The organism is Pseudomonas sp. P42 (genome assembly GCF_017973755.1).
Classification (GTDB): Bacteria; Pseudomonadota; Gammaproteobacteria; order Pseudomonadales; family Pseudomonadaceae; genus Aquipseudomonas; species Aquipseudomonas iridis.
Map to the genome: position 1 here is coordinate 413,827 of NZ_JACOPU010000003.1, position 26,856 is coordinate 440,682.

Below are 26,856 nucleotides of genomic sequence, written 5' to 3' on the forward strand. Positions count from 1 at the left end.
ATGCTGCTGCGTTTTACTAAAATGCACGGTCTGGGCAATGACTTCATGGTTCTCGACCTGGTCAGCCAGCACGCGCATATTCAGCCCAAGCACGCCAAGCAATGGGGCGATCGACACACCGGCATTGGTTTTGACCAGTTGCTGATCGTCGAAGCGCCGAGCAACCCGGACGTCGATTTCCGCTATCGGATCTTCAACTCCGATGGTTCGGAAGTTGAGCAGTGCGGCAACGGTGCACGCTGCTTCGCGCGTTTTGTGCTCGACAAGCGTCTGACTGCCAAACAGCAGATCCGCGTCGAGACCAAGGGCGGCATCATCGAACTGGACGTGCGTAACGATGGCCAGATCGGCGTGAACATGGGCGCCCCGCGCCTGGTGCCAGCGGACATTCCGTTTGAAGCACCGGCGCAGGCCTTGAGCTATCAACTGGACGTCGACGGCACCACGGTCGAACTGGCCGCCGTGTCGATGGGCAACCCGCATGCCGTGATGCGCGTGCAGGACATCAACAGCGCTCCGGTGCATGAATTGGGGCCGAAAATCGAGCACCACCCGCGCTTCCCGGCGCGGGTCAATGTCGGTTTTATCCAGATCATCGACCGTAACCGTGCCCAACTGCGCGTCTGGGAACGTGGCGCCGGGGAAACCCAAGCCTGCGGCACCGGCGCTTGTGCGGCGGCCGTCGCTGCAATCAGTCAGGGGTGGATGGATTCGCCGCTATTGATCGACCTGCCTGGCGGGCGTTTGTCCATTGAATGGGCAGGCCCTGGCCAACCGGTGCTGATGACCGGTCCGGCAGTGCGTGTATACGAAGGACAAGTGCGTCTTTGAGTGAGCAGAAACCATGACCGATAAGCCCCAGGTACCCGCCCGACAGTCCGACGAATCAGCGTCCGAGAGCCTGGAGGCGGCAGCGGTTGCCGCGTACCTGGAGGCTCATCCGGAGTTTTTCGTCGAGCACGAAGAACTGCTGCCAGCCATGCGCATTCCCCACCGACGGGGTGACACCGTGTCGCTGGTCGAGCGGCAGATGACCATCCTGCGCGAACGCAACATCGAGATGCGTCATCGCCTCTCACAATTGATGGACGTCGCCCGCGACAACGATCGCCTGTTCGACAAGACCCGTCGCCTGATTCTTGCCCTGATGGACGCGACCAGCCTGGAAGACGTTGTCATCAGCGTCGAAGACAGCCTGCGTCAGGACTTCCAGGTGCCCTTCGTCAGCCTGATCCTGCTCGGCGACAACCCGGCGCCGGTCGGGCGCTGGGTCAGCCACGCCGACGCACAAGTTGCCATCGGCGGCTTGCTCACCGAAGGCAAAAGCGTCAGCGGCACCCTGCGTGACCATGAGCTGGACTTTCTGTTCGGCGAAGAACAACGCAAACAGATCGGTTCCACCGCGGTGGTCGCCATCAGTCATCAGGGCATCCACGGCATTCTGGCCATCGCCAGCCGTGATCCGCAGCACTACAAGAGCTCGGTCGGCACGCTGTTCCTCAGCTACATCGCCGAAGTCATGGGACGCGTGCTGCCACGGGTCAACAGCTCGCTGCGCTCGGTACGCTGAACATGGAACGACAACTGGACGCTTACTGCGAACACCTGCGCAGTGAGCGGCAGGTGTCGCCGCACACGCTGTCGGCTTACCGCCGCGACCTCGATAAGGTCCTCGGCTGGTGCGTCAAACAGAACATCGGCAGTTGGGCCGCGCTGGACATCCAGCGCCTGCGCAGCCTGATCGCCCGCCTGCATGCCCAGGGCCAGTCCTCGCGCAGCCTCGCCCGCTTGCTCTCGGCAGTGCGCGGGCTCTATCACTATCTGAACCGCGAAGGGCTCTGCGATCACGATCCGGCCACCGGCCTCGCGCCACCGAAAGGTGAACGTCGCCTGCCGAAAACCCTCGATACCGACCGTGCGCTGCAGTTGCTTGAGGGTGCGGTCGAGGATGATTTTCTAGCGCGGCGTGATCAGGCAATTCTGGAGTTGTTCTATTCCTCTGGCCTGCGTTTGTCGGAGCTGACGGGGCTCAATCTCGATCAGCTCGACCTCGCCGACGGCATGGTTCAGGTGCTCGGCAAGGGCAGCAAAACCCGTCTGCTGCCGGTCGGCAGAAAGGCCCGCGAAGCCCTCGAACAATGGCTGCCGCTGCGGGCCATGACCAACCCGGCAGATGACGCCGTTTTCGTCAGCCAGCAAGGTCGGCGCCTCGGCCCGCGAGCCATTCAGGTGCGGGTCAAACTGGCCGGCGAGCGTGAATTGGGGCAGAACCTGCATCCGCATATGCTGCGGCACTCCTTCGCCAGCCACTTGCTGGAATCCTCGCAGGACCTGCGCGCAGTGCAGGAGCTGCTCGGCCACTCCGATATCAAGACCACGCAGATCTACACCCATCTGGACTTCCAGCACCTGGCGGCGGTCTACGACAGTGCCCATCCACGGGCCAAACGCATGAAAGGCGATGACTCATGAGCATCCAGTTGATCACCTTCGACCTCGACGACACCCTGTGGCACACCGCTCCGGTAATCGTCAGTGCCGAAGCGATATTGCGCGAATGGCTGAGCGAACATGCGCCGAATCTGGGCGCGGTGCCGGTGGAGCACTTGTGGTCGATCCGCGAACGCGTACTGGCTAATGAACCGGGCCTCAAACACCGCATCAGTGCGTTGCGCCGGCGGGTGTTGTTCCACGCCCTGGAAGAGGCGGGTTACGCCCATGGCGAAGCGTCGGAGCTGGCGGACAAGAGTTTTGAAGTGTTCTTGCATGCGCGGCACCAGATCGAGGTGTTCCCCGAAGTCGAGCCGGTACTGGAAATTCTCGCCAATCATTACGCCCTCGGCGTGGTCACCAATGGCAACGCCGACGTGCGTCGATTGGGGCTGGCGGACTACTTCAAGTTTGCGCTCTGCGCCGAAGACATCGGCATCGCCAAACCTGATGCGCGACTGTTTCACGAGGCATTGCAGCGCGGCGGCGTGAGCGCCGAAGCCGCGGTGCATATTGGCGATCATCCGGGCGATGACATTGCCGGGGCGCAGGAGGCAGGGTTGCGCGCGGTGTGGTTCAACCCGGCGGGTAAAGACTGGGAAGCGGATCGTCTGCCGGATGCCGAGATCCGTAGCTTGAGCGACCTGCCAGCAGTACTCGCACGCTGGAATGCCGTTTCCAACTAACACTGGACACCTGTGGGAGCTGGCTTGCCAGCGATGAGGCCGGCGCATTCAACATCAATGTCGTCTGACAGGCCGCCATCGCTGGCAAGCCAGCTCCCACAGGGTTTGTGTTTCATTCAGATATTTTTGTTTCACCCATGAAAAAGCCCGCAGCGACGGCGGGCTTTTTCAGCAAGCAAGCGGCACGCCTCAGATAGGGCGGCTGCCGTACTTGTTGTCCGGCTTCTTGGGCGGATCGGCGACCACATTGGCCTCCACTTCCTGCACTTTTCCGCCACGCGACAAGAACTCTTCCATGGCCTTGGCCAGGGCATCGCGCTCCTTGTTCTTGGCTTCAATGCTCGGCAAATCGTCCACCGACACCGCAGCCTTGGCTTTGCCTTTGGCAGCCGGGGCCGGCGTATCTTCGCCGCCATCGTCGTCAGCAACGTCTTCCGCTGCCGCTTCCAAGCCTTCCTCGGCCTCGTCTTCGTCGCCTACTTCGAGGTCGTCGTTTTCCAGATCATCGTCGCTCATGTTCTACCTCATGACTTGCGAAAAGCAGATTAGTTATAGACCAGCTTTGGCAACTGTCGAAAGTCGCCGTTAAAAAATCGTTCGCCGCTGCTGACCAGCGGCTATGCCCCTTCACCATGCAAGGTGGCGAGGACTTTACGGGCACCGCCGTGATCACGGTGCTCGCCCAGATAAACACCTTGCCAGGTTCCCAGTGCCAATCGACCTGCCGAAACCGGCAGACTGATCTGGCAGCCAAGCACGCTGGCCTTGAAGTGCGCCGGGAGGTCGTCCAGGCCTTCGTCGTTATGCTCATAGCCGTCTGTTCCTTGTGGGATCAGACGATTGAAAAATCGTTCGAAGTCGCGACGGACCGCCGGATCGGCGTTCTCGTTGATGGTCAACGATGCCGAGGTGTGCTGCAGCCACAGATGCAACAGACCGACCCGACACTCCCTGAGTTCGGGCAAGCCATGAATCAACTCGTCCGTTACCAGATGAAAGCCCCGGGGCCTTGCCCGCAGGGTTATCAGAGTCTGTTGCCACATACAGTTCTCCGCACGTTCGGGGCGCATTCTAGCGCGCTCTGGGAAAAAACAAAGGCCCTAATATTCCTGCAATGATGTAAGCCTTTGGCCGTAGAAAAACGCTCGTCGTAAACACGACTAAAGGCGTACGAAAAATCCTTTCAGCTGTTCCTTAAACGACAAATCCCGGACAAAAAAATGCCCGGCAAGCCGGGCAATTTTTTACTTCGCGTCTTACAGGTTGTAGCCGCGTTCGTTGTGTTGTGCCAGATCGAGGCCAACCGACTCTTCTTCCTCGGTCACACGCAGACCCATTACGGCGTCCAGGACCTTGAGGATGATGTAGGTGACGATCGCGGTATAGATGACCGTGAAGCCGACGCCTTTGCACTGAATCCACACTTGTGCACCGATGTCGGTGACAGTGCCGAAGCCACCCAGAGCAGGAGCGGCGAAAACACCGGTGAGGATCGCGCCGAGGATACCGCCGATACCGTGCACGCCGAAGGCATCCAGGGAGTCGTCGTAACCGAGTTTGCGTTTCAGGGTAGTGGCGCAGAAGAAGCACACCACGCCTGCCGCCAGACCGATCACCAGTGCGCCCATCGGGCCGACGGTGCCGGCAGCCGGCGTGATCGCCACAAGACCGGCAACCACACCAGAAGCGATGCCCAGTGCGCTTGGCTTACCGTGAGTGACCCATTCGGCAAACATCCAGCCCAGTGCAGCAGCAGCGGTCGCGATCTGGGTGACCAGCATCGCCATGCCAGCGGTGCCGTTGGCCGCCGCAGCGGAACCGGCGTTGAAGCCGAACCAGCCGACCCACAGCATCGCGGCGCCCATCAGGGTGTAACCAAGGTTGTGCGGCGCCATCGGCGTGGTCGGGAAGCCTTTGCGCTTGCCCAGTACCAGACAGGCAATCAGACCGGCAACACCGGCGTTGATGTGCACCACGGTGCCGCCAGCGAAGTCGAGTACGCCCCAGTCCCACATCAGGCCGCCGTTACCGGACCAGACCATGTGCGCGATTGGTGCATACACCAGAGTGAACCAGATGCCCATGAAGATCAGCATCGCGGAGAACTTCATCCGCTCGGCGAACGCACCGACGATCAACGCCGGAGTGATGATCGCGAAGGTCATCTGGAAGGTGATGAACACCGCCTCAGGGAACAGCGCTGCAGGCCCGGTAATGCTCGAAGGCGTGACACCGGCGAGGAACGCCTTGCCCATACCGCCGAAGAACGAGTTGAAGTTGACGACGCCCTGCTCCATGCCGGTGGTGTCGAACGCGATGCTGTAGCCATAAATGACCCACAGGATGCTGATCAGACCGGTAATGGCGAAGCACTGCATCAACACGGAAAGAATGTTTTTCGAGCGAACCATGCCGCCGTAGAACAGCGCCAGGCCGGGAATGGTCATGAACAGCACGAGGGCCGTCGAGGTGAGCATCCAGGCTGTGTCGCCGGAATTGAGGACTGGGGCCGCCACTTCGTCTGCCGCCATTGCAAGGCCGGGCATTACGATGGACAACAGGGCTCCTAGCCCTGCGAATTTACGCAGAGTCATATTGTTTTCTCCTGGGGCGTTGGGTTTGTGGCGGCGCTTAAATCGCGTCGGTATCGGTTTCGCCGGTACGGATGCGAATCGCCTGTTCCAGATTGACCACGAAGATCTTGCCGTCACCGATCTTGCCGGTGTTGGCCGCCTTGGTTATCGCTTCGATAACCCGATCCAGATCCTTGTCGTCGATGGCCACGTCGATTTTCACCTTGGGCAGAAAATCGACCACATATTCCGCGCCGCGATACAGCTCGGTGTGACCCTTCTGCCGGCCGAAGCCTTTGACTTCAGTAACGGTAATGCCCTGCACGCCGATTTCGGACAGCGACTCGCGCACGTCGTCCAACTTGAACGGCTTAATGATGGCAGTGACTAGCTTCATGAAAACTCTCTCCCGAATTGGTGGACTTGCCCCAGGAAAACAAACCCGACTCAAGTCTAAGCGCAGTGCCTGGCTTTGTAACGCATCGTCGGCCTTACCTGCCCGACTGACGCCAGCTAACCGCTGCTGACGAAACTCCCCGCTTCGTCTGCCGCACTGCATTCGTCACAGCGACTGCATCAGTGCATGGGTCAAGAGTGACTAAGCAGAAACCTTGCCATCTCGGCAAAAACCTCTGATTTCAATCCCTTGGCCGCTACCGCAAGCACTCGCGTGCAAAACGCTTCGCGGATACGCACAACAACGGTGCGTCACCGTCCGTCCGCCTGCGCGAAAAGCGTGCATCCCTGACGACGAGATTGACTATAGACACTGCGTGATACACTGCCGGCCATTGTTTCCAGGACATTTCCCATGCTCGCGCCCAAAGACTTCCTCGACGCTCTGAGCGGCACCGCTTCCCGCCTGTTCAGCGGCGACACCCCGCTGCCAAAAGCCGAAATCGAAAGCCAATTCAAGATGCTGCTGCAAAGTGCCTTCAGCAAACTCGATCTGGTCAGCCGTGAAGAGTTCGATAGTCAGATGGTGGTGCTGGCCCGCACCCGTGCCCGCCTCGAAAGTCTCGAAGCGAAAGTTGCCGAGATGGAAGCGAAGCTGACGCCGCCCGCCGAGTAACCCTGCCCCCCTGTAGGAGCCGCCGAAGGCTGCGATCTTTTGATCAAAAAAAGGCGATTACTCGGTAAACTTCAGGTTTGGCCAGGTGAGAAGCCAGTCTTTCCCCTGCATGCGTTCCAGATAGATTTCCCGTTTGTCGATCTGGAACCTTGCTGTAGGTCGAACAACAAGTTGCAACAGATCCTCCAAACCAAGCGGCGCTGCAACCTCCAGAGCGCCTTGCGAGTCGAGCCTTATGGCAATTGCCGTGGCTGTCTCCGGCCAGAACCTGATGGCATCAATTGCGCTGGCATATGGCGTATCAGAATTTCGCAGATGCATGCGCGCCTGGTTCTTTACTGACCAATTGTATGAAGCATCCATATTTCGCAAACAGGCTTCCAGTTCAGTGTCTGACTGAACAGTAGCCCGCCCCGGATCGAACCAGATGACATAGATGTCGGAAGGCAGTGGCGAGTAAGCACGCTGGTGCAAGTGATCCCAAACCGCGCTACGCAGAAACCCTGCGCCTACCCAGCAATCAGGTAATCCAAGAGATTGCACCAGACTCAATATGCTCATGCGCACTGGGTCGGCTTCGATGAGCGCCTGGATTTGCAACACTTGTTCAGAATTCATAGTTCCATTCAGTCACGCATGACTTCACTGCTTGATCTAAATAATTATGCGCAATGTGCCAGTCGCTCCACCTGATCACGGATAGAAGCACCTCTTTCAATTTCCGCTTTGCGCAAATCGTAAGTCGATTGCAGGTTCAGCTAAAACTCTGGAGTGGTGTCCAGACAGTAGGACAGTCTGAGCGCCATATCAGCGCTGACACCTCTGCGTTGTAGAACGATGTCGTTCACCGTCGGAGTGAATACACTCAATGCCCTCGCCAGCGCAGCAGCCGTCAGGTTCAGAGGCTCCAGGTACTCATCCTTGAGGATCTCGCCCGGATGTACCGGACGCATACCATTTTTAGTCATACTCACCTCAGTGGTAATCGACGATTTCAACATCCTCGGGGCTGATGTCGAAAAAATCAAACAAGGCATCCCGCGCTTTCGGTGTTCCCTCAAAGCTTTCGGAAATGGCCTACTCACGCTCCTTGGCTCGCACTTAAAAATCGCCATTTCCTACAGTAATAATCGCTAATTCTGCTTGCAGGTCTGGATCAAAATTTCTCGACTCGCTCCTGCAACATTCTGCGAAACGTTGCTCTGTATACCTCCCCACGGAAACGACTTCTCCCAACTACCCTTAAAAAACCCGCAGGAAGCGGCCCCCGATTCAGCTCAAGGAACGACCATGTCCCTCTCCATCGTCCACAGTCGCGCCCAGATTGGCGTGGATGCTCCCGCCGTCACTGTCGAAGTTCATCTGGCAAACGGTCTGCCCTCCCTGACCATGGTCGGGCTGCCCGAGGCGGCGGTGAAGGAGAGCAAGGATCGGGTACGCAGCGCGATCATCAATTCCGGGCTGCAGTTTCCGGCGCGGCGGATCACTTTGAATCTGGCGCCGGCGGATCTGCCCAAGGATGGCGGGAGGTTTGATCTGGCGATTGCTTTGGGAATTTTGTCGGCGAGTGTGCAGGTGCCGTGTCTCACACTGGATGAGGTGGAATGCCTCGGTGAGCTGGCGTTGTCCGGCGCGGTGCGGCCGGTACGCGGGGTGTTGCCAGCGGCACTGGCGGCGCGCAAGGCCGGGCGGGCGTTGGTGGTGCCGCGAGCAAATGCCGAGGAGGCGTGCCTGGCGTCGGGGTTGAAGGTGTATGCGGTTGATCATCTGCTGGAAGCGGTGGCGCATTTCAATGGGCATACGCCGGTGGAGCCCTACGTATCGGACGGTTTGATCCATGCCGCCAGACCCTATCCCGACCTCAATGAAGTACAAGGGCAGATGGCCGCCAAACGCGCGCTGCTGATTGCCGCAGCGGGTGCGCATAACCTGCTGTTCAGCGGGCCGCCGGGGACAGGCAAGACGCTGCTGGCCAGTCGACTGCCGGGCTTGCTGCCACCATTGTCCGAATGCGAAGCGCTAGAGGTGGCGGCGATTCAATCCGTCGCCAGCGGCGTGCCACTGACCCATTGGCCCCAGCGCCCCTTTCGCCAGCCGCATCACTCGGCGTCAGGCCCGGCACTGGTCGGCGGCAGTTCGAAACCACAACCCGGCGAGATCACCCTCGCCCACCACGGCGTGCTGTTTCTAGACGAGTTGCCGGAGTTTGATCGCAAGGTGCTGGAGGTGCTGCGCGAGCCGCTGGAGTCCGGGCATATCGTGATTGCCCGGGCCAAGGATCGCGTGCGTTTCCCGGCGCGGTTTCAGTTGGTGGCGGCGATGAACCCGTGTCCCTGTGGATATCTTGGCGAGCCGAGTGGCAAATGCTCGTGCACGCCGGACATGGTGCAGCGCTATCGCAACAAGCTCTCGGGGCCGTTACTGGACCGGATCGATTTGCACCTGACGGTGGCGCGGGAAGCGACGGCGTTGAACCCGCAAGTGAAACCGGGAGAGGACAGCGCCAGCGCCGCGGCATTGGTGGCCGAGGCGCGTGAGCGGCAGCTGAAGCGTCAAGGCTGCGCCAATGCATTTCTCGATTTGCCTGGACTGAAAAGGCACTGCAAGTTATCCACAGCCGACGAAACCTGGCTGGAGTCAGCCTGCGAAAGGCTGACTTTATCGCTTCGCTCGGCACATCGGTTACTCAAGGTTGCCCGGACACTGGCAGACCTTGAGCAAGTCGATGCAATCAGACGTGAGCACCTGGCCGAAGCGCTGCAATACCGGCCGGCGACGACTTAATGCTCGGTCAGATCAACCAGCGGCGCTTGCCGCACTTCGGTTTCACGCCCGGCCTGAATTTCGGTCACTCGCTTCAAAGCGTTATCCACGGCAGCTTTGTCCGCGAGCAGGCTGTAGCTGATCTGGAACTGTTTGTGTTCCTTGGGTGCAATGGTCGGGACCAGATTCAGCGGACGCTGATAGCGGCGGTTGTAAGAAAAACTGGTGCCCGGCTCCAGTCCCGTGACATAGCCCTGCCCTTGGGTGTCAGTGTTTTTCCACAGGGAAAACACCGGCAACTGCTGGGTATTGAAACCGACAGAGACACCAAGGCTCCCGGCCTGGTTGTGCAAAACGGTCAGGGTTTCGCCTTTGGCATCCGCATAGGGCACGACGTTGTAGACGGTTTCGTCGTAGTCCTTGGTGGGGGCGCGGTAGGTCTGCCAGTCGGCCAAATCGCCCTTGGCCTTGTTGTTGAAAGGCGACACCTGTTTTACCGGTGCAGCAAAACGTGCGCCCTGTTCGAGGAATGGCGTACTGAAGTTGCTGTGATACAGCGCCTGGTATTCCTTTGGATAATCGCCGTTGTTGGTCAACGTATCGTTGAGTGCGAAACGCACGCTGCCGGGCTCGGTGACCAGCTCAGTGACGACCGAAAAGTCGACTTTCTTGAACGCCTGCTCCTTCAGTTCGCCGCGCAAACTGATGGCGTAGGGCGGCTTTTCATCGATGTGCAGCGTGACGGTACTGGCCGGGATGTTGGCGGCGCGTCCGTGCAGGGTCAGCAGCTCACCCTTGTCCATGCCGGGATGGCCGACCCATTCGTAACCACAGCGGGTCACCAACTCGTTGAAACCTTCCAGCCAGCCCAGACCACCGCGCCCATTGAGCTCAATGAATGCCGGGTTGACCACATCCTTGACCGGCGAATCCCAGCCCATCCGCACGCTGCCAACGGAAGCGTGCAGGACATTCATGCCACGGGTTGGCACCACCGAGAGTTTCATCGTGCCGTTATCGATGTCGACAATGCTCACGCCTTCCTGCCGCCCACCGTGCAAGGTTCGCAGGCTCACAGAGAAAGGCTTGTCGGTTTTCACGCCGAGTTGCTCGCTGGTGACGGTCCAGTTTTGCGCGGGTTTGTCAGTGTCGAGGAGGACGTAATCCCAAGCCATGGCATGGGAGGCAGCGGACAGTGCGCCGAGTGCGGCGACAAGTTTGAGCGGGGTCATGGCAGCAGCCTTTATTGGAGTTGTGCCATTTTTATAGCGCTGCGGAAACGTTTCAGCAAGTACAAATGAAGGAGATACAGGGTGATCTGCAATATCGGCGGCGACGCATTCGCGAGCAGGCTCGCTCCCACGGGATTTTCGGATGTTCACAAGATTTGTGAGCCACCCAGAAAACTGTGGGAGCGAGCCTGCTCGCGAAGCTATTTCAAAGGCGCATCAACGAAAGCGATCAACCTCGGAACGCAAGTCCGCCGCCAGTTTCTCCAGCTCTTTGGCAGTGACCGCGAGGTTCGACACAACTTCACGCTGCTCACTGTTGGCCAGCGCAATGCTTTGCAGATTGCTGCTGAGCAAAGTCGCCGTGCTGCTCTGCTCCTGAGTCGCCGTCGTGATCGCCGCAAACTGCTGCCCCGCCGAGCGGCTCTGCTCATCGATGCGCGCCAGTGCCGAAGCAACGTTGGCATTACGCGACAAGCCTTCCTGCATCAGCACGTTGCCCTGCTCCATGGTGCTGATTGCGTTGCCGGTTTCCTGCTGGATGCTGTGGATCATGCTGGAAATTTCATCCGTCGCCTGACGGGTGCGCGAGGCCAGGCTGCGCACTTCATCAGCCACCACGGCAAAGCCGCGGCCTTGTTCACCGGCACGGGCCGCTTCAATCGCAGCGTTGAGCGCCAGCAGGTTGGTCTGTTCGGCAATCGAGGTAATCACGCCAACGATGCCGCCAATTTCCTGGGAGCGCTGGCCGAGAGTGTTGATCACTGTTGCGGTACTGTTCAGGGCGCCAGCAATCTGCTCCAGAGACGACGAAGCTTCTTCCATCGAGCTGCGGCCGATTTGCGTTTGCTGAGCGTTTTCCTGTGCCAGGCGCTGGGTTGCGCCCATGTTGTCGGCAATGTCCAGCGACGTCGCGCTGAATTCTTCAACCGCGCCAGCCATGCTGGTGATCTCGCCGGATTGTTGCTCCATGCCTTCGTACGCGCCGCCGGACAAACCGGACAGCGCCTGGGCACGGCTGTTGACCTCTTCCGAGGCGAGGCGAATGTGCTCGACCATGGTCGACAGTGCCTGGCTCATCTGGTTGAAGGCGCGAGACAGCTGACCGATTTCATCGTTGCTCGACACGTTCAGACGCACGCTCAGATCACCGGCCCCCAAGGCCTCTGCCTGACGCACCAGGTCACTCAACGGCGCCAATTTGCTGCGCAGCAACCAAACCACAGAGCCAACCGCCAGCAGCATCGCCAGCAGGCTGCCGATGGCCAGTTGCGTGCCGACGCTCCAGGTCACTGCACGAATCTCGGCTTTCGGCATGCTCGCCACGACCGCCCACGGCCCGCCGTCGAAGGGCACCGAAACGCTGTAGAAGTCTTCAGACTTGTCGCTCCAGAAATGGCCTTTGCCCGGCGTTTGGGACATGCCGCCGATCACCGGGATCGCTTGATCCAGCGCTTGCACACCTGCTGGCGCAACCAGCCATTTGCTCTGTTCATCAAGCAGGGCCAGCGAACCGGTCTGACCGATGCGGAAGCGCTTGAGGTTGTCGAACTGGGCGTTCTGCGCGTCGGTGTAATCGAAACCGACGAACAGCACCGCAATCACCTTGCCGCTGCCATCGCGCACCGGGGTGTACTGGGTCATGTAAGAGCGATCAAAGAGCAACGCCCGGCCGACGTAGCTTTGCCCCGCCATCAGCTTCGCATAGGCCGGATGCGCATGATCGAGCAAGGTGCCGATGGCGCGGCTGCCATCCTGTTTGGTCAGGGAGGTGCTGACCCGCACGAAGTCTTCGCCGCTGCGCACAAACAGTGTGGCAACGCCCGCCGTCATTTGTGTGAACTCGTCGACTTCCTTGAAGTTGTTGTTCAACACTTCGCTGCCCAGGTGCAGACCCGGGGTCTGGGTGCCGGCAACCGTTACCGGCTCACTCGGGTGAATGCTCAAACCGGCGCTGAAGCGCTTCTCGAACAACCCGCTCAAGCGCTGAGTGCTTTCACGCAACGTGCCGTGGAAGGTGCTCAGTTGGTCGGCCAGCAGCCGAGCCTCACTGGCCAGGTGCTCTTCACGGGTGGCAAGGTTGGCGTTATCCAGCGAACGCAAGGCAAAGACTGTACTGCCGCTGATGACAATCGCCAGTATCACGGCGAGCGCGAGGCCCAGCTGCGAGGCGATCCGAGCGCGAGGTTGAGACATGGTCAGCTCCTGGCCGAGCCACGGGATCCTCCTTGATCTCGACTCGGATAATTTTCTAATAGTTGGGTCACTCGTGGACACCGGCACGACGGTTCCACATGCACGTATTCGGCGGCAGCGCCAAATACTTGAGCGAATAGCAGGGTTATGGCACAAGGCCGGCATTGTGGCGGCTCTAACGTTTCAGCTCAAGCGCGCAACTGGCGGCAGTTCCATGGCGCGGACCTCGCCTTGCAGGAAGTCGCTGAGACGACGCAAACGTTCACCTCCCGGACGGGTTTTGGGCCACACCAGGTAATAATTCAGGCCACTGGCGACAGCCGTAGGCCACGGCAGGCTCAAGCGGCCTTGCGCCACATCTTCAGCCACCATCAACAAATCGCCCATCGACACGCCGTAACCCCGCGCCGCAGCGATCATCCCCAACTCCAGCGTGTCGAACACCTGCCCGCCCTTGAGCGACACCTGATCGGCCAATCCCATGTGCTCCAGCCAGCTGCGCCAATCGCGGCGATCCGGGGTCGGATGGAGCAACTCGGCAGCCGCGAGTCGGGCCACGTCCCAAGGTTGATCGTGCAGCAGATTGGGCGCGCCAACGGGGATCAGTTCCTCGGGAAACAACAGGCTGGCCTCCCAGTCCAGAGGAAAATGGCCGTCGCTCAGCAACACCGCGCAATCGAACGGCTCATCGTTGAAGTCCACCGAGTCGATGTCCATCCACGCACTGGTCAACTGCACCTCGTTGCCCGGCTGCAAATGCCGGAAGCGACTCAGGCGCGCCAGCAACCAGCGCATGGTCAGGGTCGATGGCGCCTTCATGCGCAGGATGTCGTCCTCGGCGCGCAAGGTGTTGCAGGCGCGCTCCAGCGCCGTGAAACCTTCGCGGATGCCCGGCAACAGCAGGCGCGCCGCTTCGGTCAGCTGCAAATTGCGTCCGCTGCGATGAAACAGTCGACAGGCGAAGTGATCTTCAAGCGTTCGAATGTGCCGACTCACCGCACTCTGGGTGATGGACAGTTCCTCGGCCGCACGGGTGAACGAGCTATGCCGCGCTGCCGCTTCGAATGCGCGCAGGGCATACAACGGAGGAAGTCGACGGGACATGCACAAAGCTCCTGTAGCGGGATGCGGCCAACTTAGCAGAATTCTTTCATGATGAGTTTTAATCATGCCAGCCATCCTTTTTATCCCTTTGTGCAATCCCTTCCAAGCGCCGAGAATCGACGGTCTCTTGTTCCCTCTATTGATGGCGGGTGATGACCATGCAGCATCCTGTGCGTACTGAACTCTGGGCCATCCTGCGGCTGGCGGGGCCGTTGATTGCCTCGCAGTTGGCGCACATGTTGATGGTGCTGACCGACACTTTGATGATGGCGCGCCTGAGCCCTGAGGCGCTCGCCGGCGGTGGCCTGGGTGCCGCGACTTACTCGTTCGTGTCGATTTTCTGCATTGGCGTGATAGCGGCGGTCGGCACGCTGGTAGCGATCCGCAAGGGCGCGGGCGACATTATTGGCGCCGCACGCCTGACCCAGGCCGGGTTGTGGCTGGCGTGGCTGATGGCGCTGGGTGCCGGGCTGCTGTTGTGGAACTTGAAACCGGTGTTGCTGCTGTTCGGCCAGACTGAAACCAACGTCAACGCCGCCGGGCAATTCCTGATTGCCCTGCCGTTCGCCCTGCCCGGCTATCTGAGCTTCATGGCACTGCGCGGCTTCACCAGTGCCATCGGCCGGGCGACGCCGGTCATGGTCATCAGCCTGGTCGGCACAGTGGCGAACTTCCTGCTTAATTACGCGCTGATCACCGGCATGTTCGGCCTGCCGAAACTGGGCTTGATGGGCATCGGTCTGGTCACGGCGATCGTTGCCAACTGCATGGCACTGGCCCTGGCCTGGCACATTCATCGGCATCCGGCGTACGACGCTTATCCATTGCGCGCAGGGTTGTCGCGGCCGAACCGGCAGTACCTGAAGGAGCTGTGGCGCCTTGGTCTGCCGATTGGCGGCACCTACGCGGTGGAAGTCGGGCTGTTCGCCTTCGCCGCGCTGTGCATGGGCACCATGGGCAGCACGCAACTGGGCGCGCATCAGATTGCTTTGCAGATCGTGTCGGTGGCATTCATGGTGCCGGCGGGGATGTCGTACGCCATCACCATGCGTGTCGGTCAGCATTACGGCGCGGGGCAATTGGTCGATGCGCGAATGTCGGGGCGAGTCGGGATCGTGTTCGGCGCAGTGGCGATGCTGGGGTTTGCGATGGTGTTCTGGCTGCTGCCGAATCAGTTGATCGGCTTGTTTCTCGACCATAACGATCCGGCGTTTGCCGAGGTGATCCAACTGGCCGTGAGCCTGCTGGCGGTAGCGGCGTGGTTTGAGCTGTTCGACGGTACGCAGACGATTGCCATGGGCTGCATTCGTGGGCTCAAGGACGCGAAGACCACGTTTTTGGTCGGGCTCGGCTGCTATTGGCTGATCGGTGCGCCAGCGGCGTGGTGGATGGCGTTTCACCTGAACTGGGGGCCGACGGGTGTCTGGTGGGGGTTGGCGCTTGGGCTGGCGTGTGCGGCAGTGAGTCTGACGCTGGCGTTCGAGTGGAAGATGAAGCACATGATTCGGCGTGAGCCGCAATCTCGGGGCTTCAACATCCCTCAGCCTGAATGAGTTTCACCTTGTGGGAGCGAGCCTGTTCGCGAATGGGATCGGTCAGTCAAATCATCCTTGCCTGACTCACCACTTTCGCGAGCGGGCTCGCTCCCACAGGGGTTAATGCCTGACCCGGAGATTGTGTTCAGCTCACGATTTCGAGCGCTGGCTGTTGGCTTGAGCCGAAGGTGAGATATTCAACCAGTTCCGCCAACGGCAACGGCCGGCTGATCAGATACCCCTGCACCTGATCGCAACCAAACCCGCGCAGCAGTTCAAGTTGCTCCGTGGTTTCCACGCCTTCAGCCACTACTTCCAGATGCAGGTTGTGCGCGAGGTTGATCATCGCGTGCACCAGTTTGCGGTTCTCTTCACGTTGTTCCATGCCACCGACGAAGCTCTTGTCGATCTTCAGCAAAGCGATCGGCAGGCTGTTGAGGTGCACGAACGATGAAAACCCGGTGCCGAAGTCGTCCAGCGAGAAGCGCACGCCGAGGCGGCCGAGGGCGTCCATGGTCTGTTTGACCAGGTCACTGCGGCGCATCACTGCGGTTTCGGTCAGTTCAAACTCCAGCCACTGCGCCTCGACGCCACGTTCGGCGATCAAACGGCTGAGCGTCGGCAGCAACTGGCTGTCCTGAAACTGACGGAACGACAGGTTGATCGCCATGTGCAGCGCCGGCAAACCGCGCTCGCGCAAGGCCTGCATGTCGCGCAGGGCCCTGGAAATCACCCAGTAACCCAGCGGCACGATCAAGCCACTCTGCTCGGCCAGCGGCACGAATTCACTGGGTGGCAACAGCCCGCGTTCACCATGGCGCCAACGCACCAAGGCTTCGAGGCCGACGATCTGGCCGTCTTCGATATTCAGGCGCGGCTGGTAATGCAGCTCCAGCTCGTCGCGACGCAAGGCCCGGCGCAGTTCGCTTTCGAGGTCGGCCATGCTCCGCGCGTTGCGGTTGATGCGTTCGTTGAAGATGTGAAAGGTGCAGCCCTGCGTGCTTTTCGCCTGCTGCATGGCGATGTGCGCATGCCACATCAACGGGTCGGCGCCACCCTGCGCGCGGGCATGGGCGATGCCGAGGCTGGAACCGATCAACAGGCTTTCGCCGTCGACCCAGTAGGGTTCGGCCAAGGCTTCGGTGATGCGTTCGGCCATCCACTCGGCGCGTTGCGGCGCGCGGCGGGTGTCGATCAGCAGGGCGAATTCGTCACTCCCCAGGCGCGCCAGTTGATCACCGGCCTCCAGCTGACTTTTCAGCCGCGCAACGACTTGCAGGATCAAGCGGTCGCCAGCCTGATGACCTAGGGCGTCGTTGGCGTGACGGAAGTTGTCGAGGTCGAGATGCCCGAGGGCCAGGCCTCGTCCGTCGTTTTCCGCCAGGCGCGCGGCGAGCAAGGTCTGGAAGCCCTGACGGTTGGCGATACCTGTCAACGGATCCTGTTCGGCGAGGCGCTGCAGAGTGTTCTCCAGTACGCCGCGTTCGCGAACGTGGCGCAGGCAACGACGGAGCATGCCAGCGTCGAGGGCATCGAACACCAGCCAGTCGCTGACGCCAACGGGCGCGGTGACCGGTTCGTGCTCCAGCAGCAACACCGTCGGCAGGCTGCAACGGCCCGGCGCCGGTTGTAATGCAGGAAGGGTCAACAACACCGCGTTGCGGTTGTCTTCGAACAAACGGCTGACCGACTCCCAGTTCGGTGCGCTGATCAGCACTGCCGCGCTCCCCATTGGCGCCAGACACTCGCGCAATAGCGCTGTCCACGCTGGCTCTTCGGCCAGTAACAGCAAACGCAAGGGTTCGACAGGCGTAGTCAAGCTGACTCCCTAGACTCTGCAATGATGTGGGCGGCGGGCATTATGCCGGTGCGCAGACCAATCTCCAAATGACAACGGTTATCAAAAACCGAATACGCGTCATGAATGAGAACATTAGCCGCAAAATCACCATGCATCCTGCGTGAAAGTAACAAAACCGGCAAATTTGAATCGCGTGGTGCGTCACAAGTCGGACAGAGCAGCACAAATCGCTGAGCCTGTTAAAATGCCGGCCCATTTCGTCAACGACTCCCGAATTTTCGTATGTCCCGACTCAATCCCCGGCAGCAAGAAGCCGTGAGCTACGTCGGCGGCCCTCTTTTGGTGCTCGCCGGCGCTGGCTCCGGCAAAACCAGTGTGATCACGCGCAAAATCGCGCATCTGATCCAGAACTGCGGCATCCGCGCCCAGTACATCGTCGCCATGACCTTTACCAACAAGGCTGCGCGCGAGATGAAGGAGCGGGTCGGCAGCCTGCTCAAGGGTGGCGAGGGCCGTGGCCTGACCGTGTGTACATTCCACAACCTGGGCCTGAACATCATCCGCAAGGAACACGTGCGGCTGGGCTACAAACCGGGCTTCTCGATCTTCGACGAGACCGACGTCAAGTCCCTCATGACTGACATCATGCAGAAGGAATACGCGGGCGACGACGGCGTCGACGAGATCAAGAACATGATCGGCTCGTGGAAAAACGACCTAATCCTGCCGGCCGAAGCGCTGGAAAACGCGCGCAATCCCAAGGAACAGACCGCCGCCATCGTCTACACCCACTATCAGCGCACGCTCAAAGCGTTCAACGCAGTGGACTTCGACGACCTGATCCTGCTGCCGGTGAAGTTGTTCCAGGACAACGCCGACATCCTCGAAAAGTGGCAGAACAAAGTCCGCTACCTGCTGGTGGACGAATATCAGGACACCAACGCCAGCCAGTATCTGCTGGTAAAACTGCTGATCGGCACGCGCAATCAGTTCACCGTGGTGGGCGATGACGACCAGTCGATCTACGCCTGGCGCGGCGCGCGGCCGGAAAACCTGATGCTGCTCAAGGATGACTATCCGTCGCTGAAAGTGGTGATGCTCGAGCAGAACTACCGCTCCACCAGCCGCATCCTGCGCTGCGCCAACGTGCTGATCTCGAACAACCCGCACGAATTCGAAAAACAGCTGTGGAGTGAGATGGGCCACGGCGACGAGATCCGAGTGATCCGCTGCCGCAACGAGGACGCCGAGGCCGAGCGCGTGGCCATGGAAATCCTCAGCCTGCACTTGCGTACCGACCGCCCGTATAGCGATTTCGCCATCCTCTATCGCGGTAACTATCAGGCCAAGCTGATCGAGCTGAAACTGCAGCACCATCAGGTGCCGTATCGCCTGAGCGGCGGTAACAGCTTCTTTGGCCGCCAGGAAGTGAAGGACCTGATGGCCTACTTCCGCCTGATCGTGAACCCGGACGACGACAACGCCTTCTTGCGAGTGATCAACGTGCCGCGCCGCGAGATCGGCTCGACCACGCTGGAAAAACTCGGCAACTACGCCACCGAACGCAAGATCTCGATGTACGCCGCCACCGATGAAATCGGCCTGGGCGAACATCTGGACAGCCGCTTCACCGATCGCCTGTCGCGCTTCAAGCGCTTCATGGACAAAGTGCGCGAGCAATGCGCCGGTGAGGACCCGATCTCCGCCCTGCGCAGCATGGTCATGGACATCGACTACGAGAACTGGCTGCGCACCAACAGCTCCAGCGACAAGGCTGCGGATTACCGGATGAGCAACGTCTGGTTCCTGATCGAGGCGTTGAAAAACACCCTTGAGAAGGACGAAGAAGGCGAAATGACCGTCGAGGACGCCATCGGCAAACTGGTCCTGCGCGACATGCTGGAACGTCAGCAGGAAGAAGAGGACGGCGCCGAAGGTGTGCAGATGATGACCCTGCATGCGTCCAAGGGACTGGAATTCCCCTACGTGTTCATCATGGGCATGGAAGAGGAAATTCTTCCGCACCGCTCCAGCATCGAAGCCGACACCATTGAAGAAGAGCGCCGCCTGGCTTACGTGGGCATCACCCGCGCCCGCCAGACCCTGGCCTTCACCTTCGCCGCCAAGCGCAAACAGTACGGCGAGATCATCGATTGCGCGCCTAGCCGCTTCCTTGATGAACTGCCGCCGGACGATCTGGCCTGGGAAGGCAACGACGATACACCGACCGAAGTCAAAGCCGTGCGTGGCAACAGCGCATTGGCTGATATACGCGCGATGTTAAAGCGCTAGAATTGACCACTTTTCAAGTTTAGGGCGCGCGTGCGCCAATAGAGGAAAAGCTTCATGGAAGCACTGCACAAGAAAATTCGCGAAGAAGGCATCGTGCTTTCCGATCAGGTCCTGAAAGTCGACGCCTTTCTGAACCACCAGATTGACCCGGCCCTGATGAAGCTGATCGGCGACGAATTCGCCTCGCTGTTCAAGGACTCGGGCATCACCAAGATTGTCACCATCGAAGCCTCGGGCATTGCCCCGGCGATCATGACCGGTCTGAACCTTGGCGTGCCGGTGATCTTCGCACGCAAACAACAGTCCCTGACCCTGACTGAAAACCTGCTGTCGGCGACCGTTTACTCGTTCACCAAAAAGACTGAAAGCACCGTGGCCATCTCCCCGCGTCACCTGACCAGCAGCGACCGCGTGCTGATCATCGACGACTTCCTGGCCAACGGTAAGGCATCCCAGGCGCTGATCTCGATCATCAAACAGGCTGGTGCCACCGTCGCCGGTCTGGGCATCGTCATCGAGAAGTCGTTCCAGGGCGGCCGTGCCGAACTGGATTCGCAGGGCTATCGCGTTGAGTCGCTGGCCCGCGTGCAATCGCTGAAGGATGGCGTTGTAACCTTCATCGAGTAACTGCTGAAAGCCGCAAGCCCCCCCAGAAACCATTGTGGGAGCTGGCAAGCCAGCTCCCACAATGGTTTCTGGGTCGGTGTCTATTGCGCGGTGGCCTTCAGGCCGGTAAGCAACAGGCGCTGGAACAGGTCCTCTTTCAAGCCTTCCGGGTTCGCAAGCTGCATCCGCTCCAGATGCTCCGGATAAAGCGAAGCCTGCGGCGCATCCAGCGCTGCCTTGCCCAGCTCCAGAATCTCGGTCAACTTGAACTTGCTCTTCAGCCAGTTCAACGCCCGCAACAAATCCCGCTCGATCGCTGTGAAATCACAACCTAATGGATATTCCGGAAACAGATTCGGATGGCGGGCGGCAATCGCCTGCAAACGCTCTGGCGTGTTGTCGGCAAAGCGCGGATCAATACGGAAATCCTTCGGCAGCTTGCCGACCTTCTGCGCTTGCTCGATCAGTCCCGGCTGGAAGCGCGAGTCGCTGATATTCAACAGCGCTTCGATCACGGCCGCATCGGTTTTGCCGCGCAGATCGGCGATGCCGTACTCGGTGACCACTATGTCGCGCAGATGCCGCGGGATGGTGCAGTGACCGTACTCCCACACGATGTTCGAATTCACCTCACCGCCGGACTCGCGCCAGCTGCGCAGAATCAGCATCGATCGCGCACCTTGCAGGGCATGACCCTGGGCGACGAAGTTGTACTGCCCGCCGACGCCGCTGAGCACCCGGCCGTCTTCCAGTTGATCGGCCACACCGGCTCCGAGCAACGTCATGTTGAACACCGTGTTGATGAAGCGCGCATCAAGGCGTTGCAGCCGCTTGAGCTCTTCCTGCCCGTACAACTCGTTGATGTAGCTGATACGGGTCATGTTGAATTCGAGGCGCTTGCTCTGCGGCAATTCACGCAGGCGCTCGTAGAAACTGCGGGGGCCAAGAAAGAAGCCGCCATGCACCGAGATGCCGTCGGTCTGCGCCGCTTCATCAAGAGTGCCGGCGTTGGCTTGTTCTTGGGTTGGCACATCCGGGTAAACCTTGCGCCGGATAATCCCGGCATCCGCCAGCACCAACAGGCCGTTGACGAACATTTCGCTGCAACCGTACAGGCCTTTGGCGAACGGCCCCGTCCCGCCCTCGCGCTCGATCAATTGCGCCCACTGGCTGAGGTTTACATCCGCGAGCAAAGCTTGATAACCCGCGTTATCGGCCTGGCGCGCCAACAGTGCGGCGGTCAGCGCATCGCCCATCGAGCCAATGCCGATCTGCAACGTGCCGCCGTCGCGCACGAGCACGCTGGCATGCAGACCAATGAAGTGATCCTGAAAACCGACGGGCATGTTCGGGGTGGAAAACAGCGTGTTGCTGTCCTTCTCGTCGACCAGCAAGTCGAACGTGTCGATATCAACCTCGGCGTCGCCGGGCATGTACGGCAGCTCGGTATGAACCTGGCCGACCAGCAAAATGGTTTCCCCAGCGTCGCGGCGCTTGGCGATCATCGGTAACAGGTCGAGGGTGATGTCCGGGTTGCAGCTCAGGCTCAGACGGTCGGGATGTTCGCTGCTGCTGGCCAGCAGTTGCGCCACCAGGTTCAGGCCGGCGGCGTTGATGTCGCGGGCGGCATGGCTGTAGTTGCTGCTGACGTAATCCTGCTGGGCCGGCGCGCTGTTGAGCAGGCTGCCGGGCTGCATGAAGAACTGTTCGATGCGGATGTTGGCGGGCAAGCTGTCGCGGTGCAGGTCGGCGAGGAAATCGAATTCCGGGTAGTCACCGAAGACTCGCTCGACGAAGGGCTCGATAAAGCGCTTCTGCAAACCGTCGCCCAGACTCGGACGGCCCAGACACAGCGCCGTGTAAATCGTCAGTTGCCGATCGGGCAGCCCTTTGACGCGTCGGTACAACGCGTTGACGAAGTGATTGGGTTTGCCCAACCCGAGCGGCAGGCCCATGTGGATATGCGCCGGCAACCGCGCCAGCACGTCATCCACTGCCTGTTCGATCGAACACAACTGCACCATCTGAAGCCTCCCGCCCGTTCCGTTGATAGGGGTAGACCGAGATTGCCTTGAGTTTGCTGCAAAGGACAGCCCAAAGTCCTGGACGATTGTCGGCCACGGGAGTTTTTATGGTTGGAGATCGCTTGCCGTCTCGCGTGGGTAGAGGGGACTGAATGGGGGATATTGGAGAGATACGCCGACGTGAAACAGCTTGGCCGAATCCATAGTCGATGAAGTCTTTCAGGTCGATGTCGGACGCCAGACACTTCGGTCGGCCCCCTCTCCCTCTGGGAGAGGGCTGGGGTGAGGGCTCTTGAATCGCAGACACAAAAAAACCGTCCGAAGACGGTTTTTTTCATCAGCAGTACGCCCTACTTCAGGCCGGACATCTTCTCGATTGCACCTTTCAGGTCGGCATCCGAGCAATCCGCGCAAGTGCCTTTAGGCGGCATGGCGTTGATGCCAGTGATCGCCTTGGCCAGGATGCCGTCGAGGCCGCCTTGCTTATCGGCGCGCTCTTTCCACGCGGCGGTGTCACCAATTTTCGGCGCGCCTAACAGGCCGGTGCCGTGGCAAGCGTTGCAATGTTTGGCAATGATCGAGTCTGGAGTCTTGGCATCACCGCCGCCGGCAGTCGCCGCCACTTCCATCCCTTTACATTCCTGACCTTGCACACACACCTGGCCGACGGGCTCGAGGCGTTTGGCAATGTCGTCGTTCGTCGCAGCTTGAGCGCTGACAGCCCAGAGGGCCAGTACGGTTGCTGGTGCAGCCAGCATTTTCATAATTAGGTTCACGCGTTCACCCTCAATGGTGGCTATTCACGCCTGCGGCCACGGTTCGCAGGCGGGCGCAAGTATAGCGGTTAGCCCGCCACACTGAAACAACCCCATAGTCGAAGGGGTTATACCGCGCTGTGGAAAAACTGTTCGGATGCCTTTGCCGTTATGGCTTGGCGCCTCTTTGTTTAAAAATTCGCCGGCGTGGCTGCGCTGATTAGTCGCGCAGGCAAGTCGAACGGATTACGAAAACGATGCGGCTTGGTACTTTCAAAGTAGTAGCTGTCGCCGGCTTCGAGAATAAAAGTTTCAAGACCCACCACCAATTCCAGACGACCCTCCACCAAAATCCCGGTTTCCTCGCCCTCGTGGGTGAGCATTTCTTCGCCGGTGTCGGCGCCCGGCGGGTAGATTTCGTTGAGAAACGCGATGGCCCGGCTAGGGTGTGCGCGGCCGACCAGCTTCATGGTCACGGCGCCGTCGGAAATGTCGATCAGCTCGTTGGCCTTGTAAACGATCTGGGTCGGTATTTCCTGCAGGATCTCTTCGGAAAAGAACTCGACCATGGACATGGGAATCCCGCCCAGAACCTTCCTTAGCGAACTGATCGAAGGGCTGACGCTGTTCTTCTCGATCATCGAAATGGTGCTGTTGGTGACGCCCGCGCGCTTGGCGAGTTCACGCTGGGAAAGCCCTTTGAGCTTGCGGATCGATTGCAGTCGTTCACCGACGTCCAAGGCTTAAGCCTCCTGATGTTGTAGAAATATTGAGCGTTATCATGGCGACAGCGTTCAGTATTTACAACACGTGGGCTCTGTAGCGGCCTCAACCCTCGGAATAGAGCCTTGGCACTCGACGCAGGTTGCAGAAGATCTGGTACGGAATGGTGCCGGCCCACTGCGCCACTTCGCTGGCGAGGATGTTTTTGCCCCACAGCTCGACGGTCGAACCCAATCCGGCTTCTGGCACATCGGTGAGGTCGATGCAGAGCATGTCCATCGATACTCGGCCGATGATGCGGCTGCGTTTGCCCGCGACCAAAACCGGCGTGCCGGTTGGCGCCTGACGTGGGTACCCATCGGCGTAACCCATGGCAACCACGCCAATGCGCATCGGTTTGTCGGTGATGAACTTGGCGCCGTAACCAACAGGTTCGCCGGCCGGCAATTCACGCACGCTGATGACTTTCGACTCGAGGGTCATCACCGGCAGCAGACGCCCGGCCACGGTGTGGGATTCTTCGAACGGCGTGGCGCCGTAGAGCATGATCCCCGGGCGCACCCAGTCGCTGTGAATCTGTGGCCAGCCGAGCACGGCTGGCGAGTTGCGCAGGCTGACTTCGGCGGCGAGGCCCTGACGCGCGGCTTCGAACACGGCGACCTGATCAGCGCTGCTCTGCTCGTGCAGTTCGTCGGCGCGGGCGAAGTGGCTCATCAGGACGATCTTCGCCACTTTGCCGCTGGCCAGCAGGCGTTGATAGGCGGCCGGGTAGTCCTTGGGGTGCAGGCCAACGCGATGCATGCCCGAATCAAGCTTCAGCCACACGGTGATCGGCTTGTTCAGCGCGGCCTGTTCAATTGCTTCGAGCTGCCACAGCGAATGCACCACGCACCAGAAATCATGCTCGACGATCAGCGCCAGCTCATCGGCTTCAAAAAAACCTTCAAGCAACAGCACCGGCGCACGAATGCCGGCGGCGCGCAGTTCCAGGGCCTCTTCGATGCAGGCGACGGCAAAACCGTCGGCCTCTCCTTCCAGCGCCTGGGCGCAGCGCACCGCGCCATGGCCGTAGGCATCCGCCTTGATCACCGCGAGCGCCTTGGCACTGGTGACTTCACGGGCGATTCGGTAGTTGTGACGCAGGGCTTGGAGGTCGATCAGGGCACGGGCTGGACGCATGGCGGCAGACTTCTAGGCGGTCATGGGAATAAAAACCGGCGCTGGCTGACGGCGTGAACCGCCAACAGCACCGGGAGAGGGATCTTTACAACGTATTACGGCAGTGCGGCGACGATGGAAATCTCAACCAGGATGCTCGGTTTGGCCATCTTCGCTTCGACGGTGGCGCGGGCCGGGGCAGCGCCTTTGGGCAGCCACTGATCCCACACCGAGTTCATCCCGGCAAAGTGTGCCTCGATGTCGTTGAGGTAGATGGTCGCCGACAGCAGATGCTGCTTGTCAGTGCCCGCCAGATCCAGCAAGCGCTCGATGTTGGCGAGCACCTCACGGGTCTGCTGTTCAATTCCGGCGTCAAAGTCATCGCCGACCTGCCCGGCCAGATACACAGTGCCGTTATGGCTGACGATCTGACTCATGCGCTCATTGGTGAGCTGGCGCTGGATTGCCATGTTTTGCGGACTCCTGAATTTTGTTGCCGTAACGGGAAATATCGAGGCCTTCGGCGCTGATTTGCGGCTTTTTCTTCGCCATCAGGTCGGCCAGCAAACGACCGGACCCGCACGCCATGGTCCAGCCGAGCGTGCCGTGACCCGTGTTGAGGAACAGGTTCTTGAACGGCGTCGCGCCCACGATAGGCGTGCCGTCCGGAGTGGTCGGACGCAGGCCGGTCCAGAAGCTCGCCTCGGCCAGATTGCCGCCCTGAGGATAAAGGTCGTTGACGATCATCTCCAGGGTTTCGCGCCGACGCGGATTCAAAGACAGGTCAAAACCGGCGATCTCGGCCATGCCGCCGACGCGGATACGGTTGTCGAAACGGGTGATCGCGACCTTGTAGGTCTCGTCAAGAATGGTCGAAGTCGGGGCCATTGCCGGGTTGGTGATCGGAACGGTCAGCGAGTAACCCTTGAGCGGGTAAACCGGCGCCTTGATGCCCAGCGGCTTGAGCAATTGCGGCGAGTAGCTGCCGAGGGCCAGCACGTAGCGGTCGGCGGTTTCCAGCTTGCCGTCGATCCACACACCGTTGATGCGATCACCGGCGAAGTCGAGTTTCTGGATGTCTTGGCCGAAGCGGAATTCCACACCCAGTTGCACCGCCATTTCGGCGAGACGCGTGGTGAACATCTGGCAGTCGCCGGTCTGGTCGTTCGGCAGGCGCAGGGCACCGGCGAGAATATCGGTAACGCCCGCCAGGGCCGGCTCGACGCGGGCAATGCCGGCGCGGTCGAGGACTTCAAACGGCACGCCGGATTCTTGCAGCACGGCGATGTCTTTGGCGGCGTTATCGAGTTGCGCCTGGGTTCGGAACAGTTGCGTCGTACCGAGGCTGCGACCCTCGTAGGCAATGCCTGTTTCGGCGCGCAATTCGTCGAGGCAGTCACGACTGTACTCGGACAGACGCACCATGCGCTCCTTGTTCACCGCGTAACGATTGGCCGTGCAGTTGCGCAGCATCTGCGCCATCCACAAGTACTGGTCAATGTCAGCGGTGGCCTTGATCGCCAGTGGCGCGTGGCGTTGCAACAGCCATTTGATGGCCTTGAGCGGCACGCCCGGCGCTGCCCACGGTGAGGCATAGCCCGGTGAAACCTGGCCGGCGTTGGCGAAACTGGTCTCCATGGCGGCGGCTGGCTGACGGTCGACCACCACCACTTCAAACCCGGCACGGGCCAGATAGTAAGCACTGGCGGTACCGATGACGCCGCTACCCAAGACCATAACGCGCATTTTTGTATCCCTCATCGCGGCGTGCCGCGTACGTCTGTTGTTAGAGCAATGATGCGCGCAGTGTAAGAAAGATTTGCCAGTGCTTTTCACTGTATAAGCGCCT

General features: G+C 60.1%; 24 protein-coding genes and 1 pseudogene. 9 read left to right on the forward strand and 16 right to left on the reverse strand.

What is annotated here, in order from left to right; translation table 11 throughout:
- From dapF to H8B20_RS11315, 4 genes are read left to right on the forward strand one after another with little or no spacing between them, the layout of a single operon-like run.
- Positions 1-831, forward strand: a complete 831-nt coding sequence (gene dapF / locus H8B20_RS11300; RefSeq protein WP_210623170.1) for a diaminopimelate epimerase — start codon at positions 1-3, stop codon at positions 829-831.
- 13 nt (positions 832-844) lie between these two features.
- Complete coding sequence (locus H8B20_RS11305; protein ID WP_042561718.1) at positions 845-1,570, forward strand: DUF484 family protein; 726 nt, start codon at positions 845-847, stop codon at positions 1,568-1,570.
- A gap of 2 nt (positions 1,571-1,572) precedes the next feature.
- Positions 1,573-2,472, forward strand: a complete 900-nt coding sequence (xerC, locus tag H8B20_RS11310) for a tyrosine recombinase XerC (protein ID WP_042561719.1) — start codon at positions 1,573-1,575, stop codon at positions 2,470-2,472.
- Entirely contained in the window at positions 2,469-3,176 is a 708-nt protein-coding gene (locus H8B20_RS11315; protein ID WP_210623171.1) for an HAD family hydrolase, read from the forward strand. Before xerC ends, H8B20_RS11315 begins: the two co-directional genes overlap by 4 nt.
- Before the next feature lie 189 nt (positions 3,177-3,365).
- On the opposite strand, the gene sutA is transcribed toward H8B20_RS11315, so the two are convergent.
- From sutA to glnK, 4 genes are all read right to left on the reverse strand, one after another.
- Positions 3,366-3,692 (reverse strand): transcriptional regulator SutA, encoded by a 327-nt coding sequence (gene sutA, locus H8B20_RS11320; RefSeq protein ID WP_042561721.1) that lies wholly within the window; start codon positions 3,690-3,692, stop codon positions 3,366-3,368.
- Between the two features lie 101 nt (positions 3,693-3,793).
- The gene (locus H8B20_RS11325; RefSeq protein ID WP_150593475.1) at positions 3,794-4,219 is read right to left on the reverse strand and encodes a secondary thiamine-phosphate synthase enzyme YjbQ; all 426 of its coding nucleotides are present in this window, start codon (positions 4,217-4,219) and stop codon (positions 3,794-3,796) included.
- A 213-nt stretch (positions 4,220-4,432) separates the two neighbouring features.
- Positions 4,433-5,770, reverse strand: a complete 1,338-nt coding sequence (locus tag H8B20_RS11330) for an ammonium transporter (RefSeq protein WP_210623172.1) — start codon at positions 5,768-5,770, stop codon at positions 4,433-4,435.
- 37 nt (positions 5,771-5,807) lie between these two features.
- Positions 5,808-6,146, reverse strand: coding sequence for a P-II family nitrogen regulator (glnK, locus tag H8B20_RS11335; RefSeq protein WP_002555808.1), 339 nt, complete (start codon positions 6,144-6,146; stop codon positions 5,808-5,810).
- Positions 6,147-6,560: 414 nt separating this feature from the next.
- On the opposite strand from glnK, the gene H8B20_RS11340 reads away from it, so the two are divergent.
- A complete protein-coding gene (locus H8B20_RS11340; RefSeq protein WP_007920416.1) occupies positions 6,561-6,821 on the forward strand; it encodes an accessory factor UbiK family protein in 261 nt (86 codons plus the stop codon).
- Positions 6,822-6,878: 57 nt separating this feature from the next.
- Here H8B20_RS11340 and H8B20_RS11345 read toward each other — a convergent pair whose 3' ends face one another.
- Together H8B20_RS11345 and H8B20_RS11350 are read right to left on the reverse strand one after the other, a co-directional pair.
- The gene (locus H8B20_RS11345; RefSeq protein WP_210623173.1) at positions 6,879-7,439 is read right to left on the reverse strand and encodes a nucleotidyltransferase family protein; all 561 of its coding nucleotides are present in this window, start codon (positions 7,437-7,439) and stop codon (positions 6,879-6,881) included.
- 44 nt (positions 7,440-7,483) lie between these two features.
- A pseudogene (locus H8B20_RS11350) lies at positions 7,484-7,789 on the reverse strand (HigA family addiction module antitoxin).
- 322 nt (positions 7,790-8,111) lie between these two features.
- On the opposite strand from H8B20_RS11350, the gene H8B20_RS11355 reads away from it, so the two are divergent.
- Positions 8,112-9,605 carry a YifB family Mg chelatase-like AAA ATPase gene (locus tag H8B20_RS11355; protein WP_210623174.1) on the forward strand — a complete coding sequence of 498 codons (1,494 nt, stop codon included), beginning with the start codon at positions 8,112-8,114 and terminating at the stop codon, positions 9,603-9,605.
- Here the strand turns inward: H8B20_RS11355 and H8B20_RS11360 are convergent.
- The 3 genes from H8B20_RS11360 to H8B20_RS11370 form a co-directional block, all read right to left on the reverse strand.
- Complete coding sequence (locus H8B20_RS11360) at positions 9,602-10,816, reverse strand: aldose 1-epimerase family protein (protein WP_210623175.1); 1,215 nt, start codon at positions 10,814-10,816, stop codon at positions 9,602-9,604. The two genes, H8B20_RS11355 and H8B20_RS11360, sit on opposite strands and share 4 nt — an antisense overlap.
- Before the next feature lie 216 nt (positions 10,817-11,032).
- Positions 11,033-13,009 (reverse strand): methyl-accepting chemotaxis protein, encoded by a 1,977-nt coding sequence (locus H8B20_RS11365; protein ID WP_210623176.1) that lies wholly within the window; start codon positions 13,007-13,009, stop codon positions 11,033-11,035.
- A gap of 183 nt (positions 13,010-13,192) precedes the next feature.
- Positions 13,193-14,113: a LysR substrate-binding domain-containing protein gene (locus H8B20_RS11370; protein WP_115146625.1), complete on the reverse strand. Its 921-nt coding sequence runs from the start codon at positions 14,111-14,113 to the stop codon at positions 13,193-13,195.
- A gap of 158 nt (positions 14,114-14,271) precedes the next feature.
- Between H8B20_RS11370 and H8B20_RS11375 the strand changes: the two genes are divergently transcribed.
- Positions 14,272-15,666, forward strand: coding sequence for a NorM family multidrug efflux MATE transporter (locus tag H8B20_RS11375; RefSeq protein WP_210623177.1), 1,395 nt, complete (start codon positions 14,272-14,274; stop codon positions 15,664-15,666).
- A gap of 127 nt (positions 15,667-15,793) precedes the next feature.
- On the opposite strand, the gene H8B20_RS11380 is transcribed toward H8B20_RS11375, so the two are convergent.
- Entirely contained in the window at positions 15,794-17,467 is a 1,674-nt protein-coding gene (locus tag H8B20_RS11380) for a putative bifunctional diguanylate cyclase/phosphodiesterase (RefSeq protein WP_042561731.1), read from the reverse strand.
- Between the two features lie 264 nt (positions 17,468-17,731).
- Here H8B20_RS11380 and rep point away from each other — a divergent pair, with 264 nt between their 5' ends.
- Together rep and H8B20_RS11390 are read left to right on the forward strand one after the other, a co-directional pair.
- On the forward strand, positions 17,732-19,741 hold the full coding sequence (gene rep / locus H8B20_RS11385; protein ID WP_042561732.1) for a DNA helicase Rep: 2,010 nt from the start codon (positions 17,732-17,734) through the stop codon (positions 19,739-19,741).
- 54 nt (positions 19,742-19,795) lie between these two features.
- Positions 19,796-20,368, forward strand: a complete 573-nt coding sequence (locus tag H8B20_RS11390) for a xanthine phosphoribosyltransferase (protein WP_042561733.1) — start codon at positions 19,796-19,798, stop codon at positions 20,366-20,368.
- Positions 20,369-20,448: 80 nt separating this feature from the next.
- Here the strand turns inward: H8B20_RS11390 and H8B20_RS11395 are convergent, their stop codons facing one another.
- The 6 genes from H8B20_RS11395 to dadA form a co-directional block, all read right to left on the reverse strand.
- Positions 20,449-22,371 carry an acetyl-CoA hydrolase/transferase C-terminal domain-containing protein gene (locus H8B20_RS11395; RefSeq protein ID WP_210623178.1) on the reverse strand — a complete coding sequence of 641 codons (1,923 nt, stop codon included), beginning with the start codon at positions 22,369-22,371 and terminating at the stop codon, positions 20,449-20,451.
- A 350-nt stretch (positions 22,372-22,721) separates the two neighbouring features.
- Complete coding sequence (locus H8B20_RS11400) at positions 22,722-23,147, reverse strand: c-type cytochrome (protein WP_181818469.1); 426 nt, start codon at positions 23,145-23,147, stop codon at positions 22,722-22,724.
- Between the two features lie 170 nt (positions 23,148-23,317).
- Positions 23,318-23,866 (reverse strand): cupin domain-containing protein, encoded by a 549-nt coding sequence (locus H8B20_RS11405; RefSeq protein ID WP_025112726.1) that lies wholly within the window; start codon positions 23,864-23,866, stop codon positions 23,318-23,320.
- 88 nt (positions 23,867-23,954) lie between these two features.
- Entirely contained in the window at positions 23,955-25,028 is a 1,074-nt protein-coding gene (gene alr / locus H8B20_RS11410; RefSeq protein ID WP_200612617.1) for an alanine racemase, read from the reverse strand.
- Positions 25,029-25,123: 95 nt separating this feature from the next.
- Positions 25,124-25,477, reverse strand: coding sequence for a RidA family protein (locus tag H8B20_RS11415; protein WP_042561737.1), 354 nt, complete (start codon positions 25,475-25,477; stop codon positions 25,124-25,126).
- Positions 25,449-26,753, reverse strand: a complete 1,305-nt coding sequence (dadA, locus tag H8B20_RS11420; protein WP_210623179.1) for a D-amino acid dehydrogenase — start codon at positions 26,751-26,753, stop codon at positions 25,449-25,451. The genes H8B20_RS11415 and dadA overlap by 29 nt, the downstream gene beginning before the upstream one ends.
- Positions 26,754-26,856: the final 103 nt, after the last annotated feature.

What these genes read in the sequence shown, in the direction of transcription:
- H8B20_RS11345 (WP_210623173.1), bottom strand. Translation starts at nt 7,439, where the DNA reads ATGAATTCTGAACAAGTGTTGCAAATCCAGGCGCTCATCGAAGCCGAC.
- dadA (WP_210623179.1), bottom strand. Translation starts at nt 26,753, where the DNA reads ATGCGCGTTATGGTCTTGGGTAGCGGCGTCATCGGTACCGCCAGTGCT.
- H8B20_RS11355 (WP_210623174.1), top strand. Translation starts at nt 8,112, where the DNA reads ATGTCCCTCTCCATCGTCCACAGTCGCGCCCAGATTGGCGTGGATGCT.
- H8B20_RS11330 (WP_210623172.1), bottom strand. Translation starts at nt 5,770, where the DNA reads ATGACTCTGCGTAAATTCGCAGGGCTAGGAGCCCTGTTGTCCATCGTA.
- H8B20_RS11360 (WP_210623175.1), bottom strand. Translation starts at nt 10,816, where the DNA reads ATGACCCCGCTCAAACTTGTCGCCGCACTCGGCGCACTGTCCGCTGCC.
- H8B20_RS11315 (WP_210623171.1), top strand. Translation starts at nt 2,469, where the DNA reads ATGAGCATCCAGTTGATCACCTTCGACCTCGACGACACCCTGTGGCAC.
- xerC (WP_042561719.1), top strand. Translation starts at nt 1,573, where the DNA reads ATGGAACGACAACTGGACGCTTACTGCGAACACCTGCGCAGTGAGCGG.
- rep (WP_042561732.1), top strand. Translation starts at nt 17,732, where the DNA reads ATGTCCCGACTCAATCCCCGGCAGCAAGAAGCCGTGAGCTACGTCGGC.
- H8B20_RS11395 (WP_210623178.1), bottom strand. Translation starts at nt 22,371, where the DNA reads ATGGTGCAGTTGTGTTCGATCGAACAGGCAGTGGATGACGTGCTGGCG.
- alr (WP_200612617.1), bottom strand. Translation starts at nt 25,028, where the DNA reads ATGCGTCCAGCCCGTGCCCTGATCGACCTCCAAGCCCTGCGTCACAAC.
- H8B20_RS11390 (WP_042561733.1), top strand. Translation starts at nt 19,796, where the DNA reads ATGGAAGCACTGCACAAGAAAATTCGCGAAGAAGGCATCGTGCTTTCC.
- dapF (WP_210623170.1), top strand. Translation starts at nt 1, where the DNA reads ATGCTGCTGCGTTTTACTAAAATGCACGGTCTGGGCAATGACTTCATG.
- H8B20_RS11370 (WP_115146625.1), bottom strand. Translation starts at nt 14,113, where the DNA reads ATGTCCCGTCGACTTCCTCCGTTGTATGCCCTGCGCGCATTCGAAGCG.
- H8B20_RS11325 (WP_150593475.1), bottom strand. Translation starts at nt 4,219, where the DNA reads ATGTGGCAACAGACTCTGATAACCCTGCGGGCAAGGCCCCGGGGCTTT.
- sutA (WP_042561721.1), bottom strand. Translation starts at nt 3,692, where the DNA reads ATGAGCGACGATGATCTGGAAAACGACGACCTCGAAGTAGGCGACGAA.
- H8B20_RS11375 (WP_210623177.1), top strand. Translation starts at nt 14,272, where the DNA reads ATGCAGCATCCTGTGCGTACTGAACTCTGGGCCATCCTGCGGCTGGCG.
- H8B20_RS11305 (WP_042561718.1), top strand. Translation starts at nt 845, where the DNA reads ATGACCGATAAGCCCCAGGTACCCGCCCGACAGTCCGACGAATCAGCG.
- H8B20_RS11365 (WP_210623176.1), bottom strand. Translation starts at nt 13,009, where the DNA reads ATGTCTCAACCTCGCGCTCGGATCGCCTCGCAGCTGGGCCTCGCGCTC.
- H8B20_RS11340 (WP_007920416.1), top strand. Translation starts at nt 6,561, where the DNA reads ATGCTCGCGCCCAAAGACTTCCTCGACGCTCTGAGCGGCACCGCTTCC.
- H8B20_RS11415 (WP_042561737.1), bottom strand. Translation starts at nt 25,477, where the DNA reads ATGGCAATCCAGCGCCAGCTCACCAATGAGCGCATGAGTCAGATCGTC.
- glnK (WP_002555808.1), bottom strand. Translation starts at nt 6,146, where the DNA reads ATGAAGCTAGTCACTGCCATCATTAAGCCGTTCAAGTTGGACGACGTG.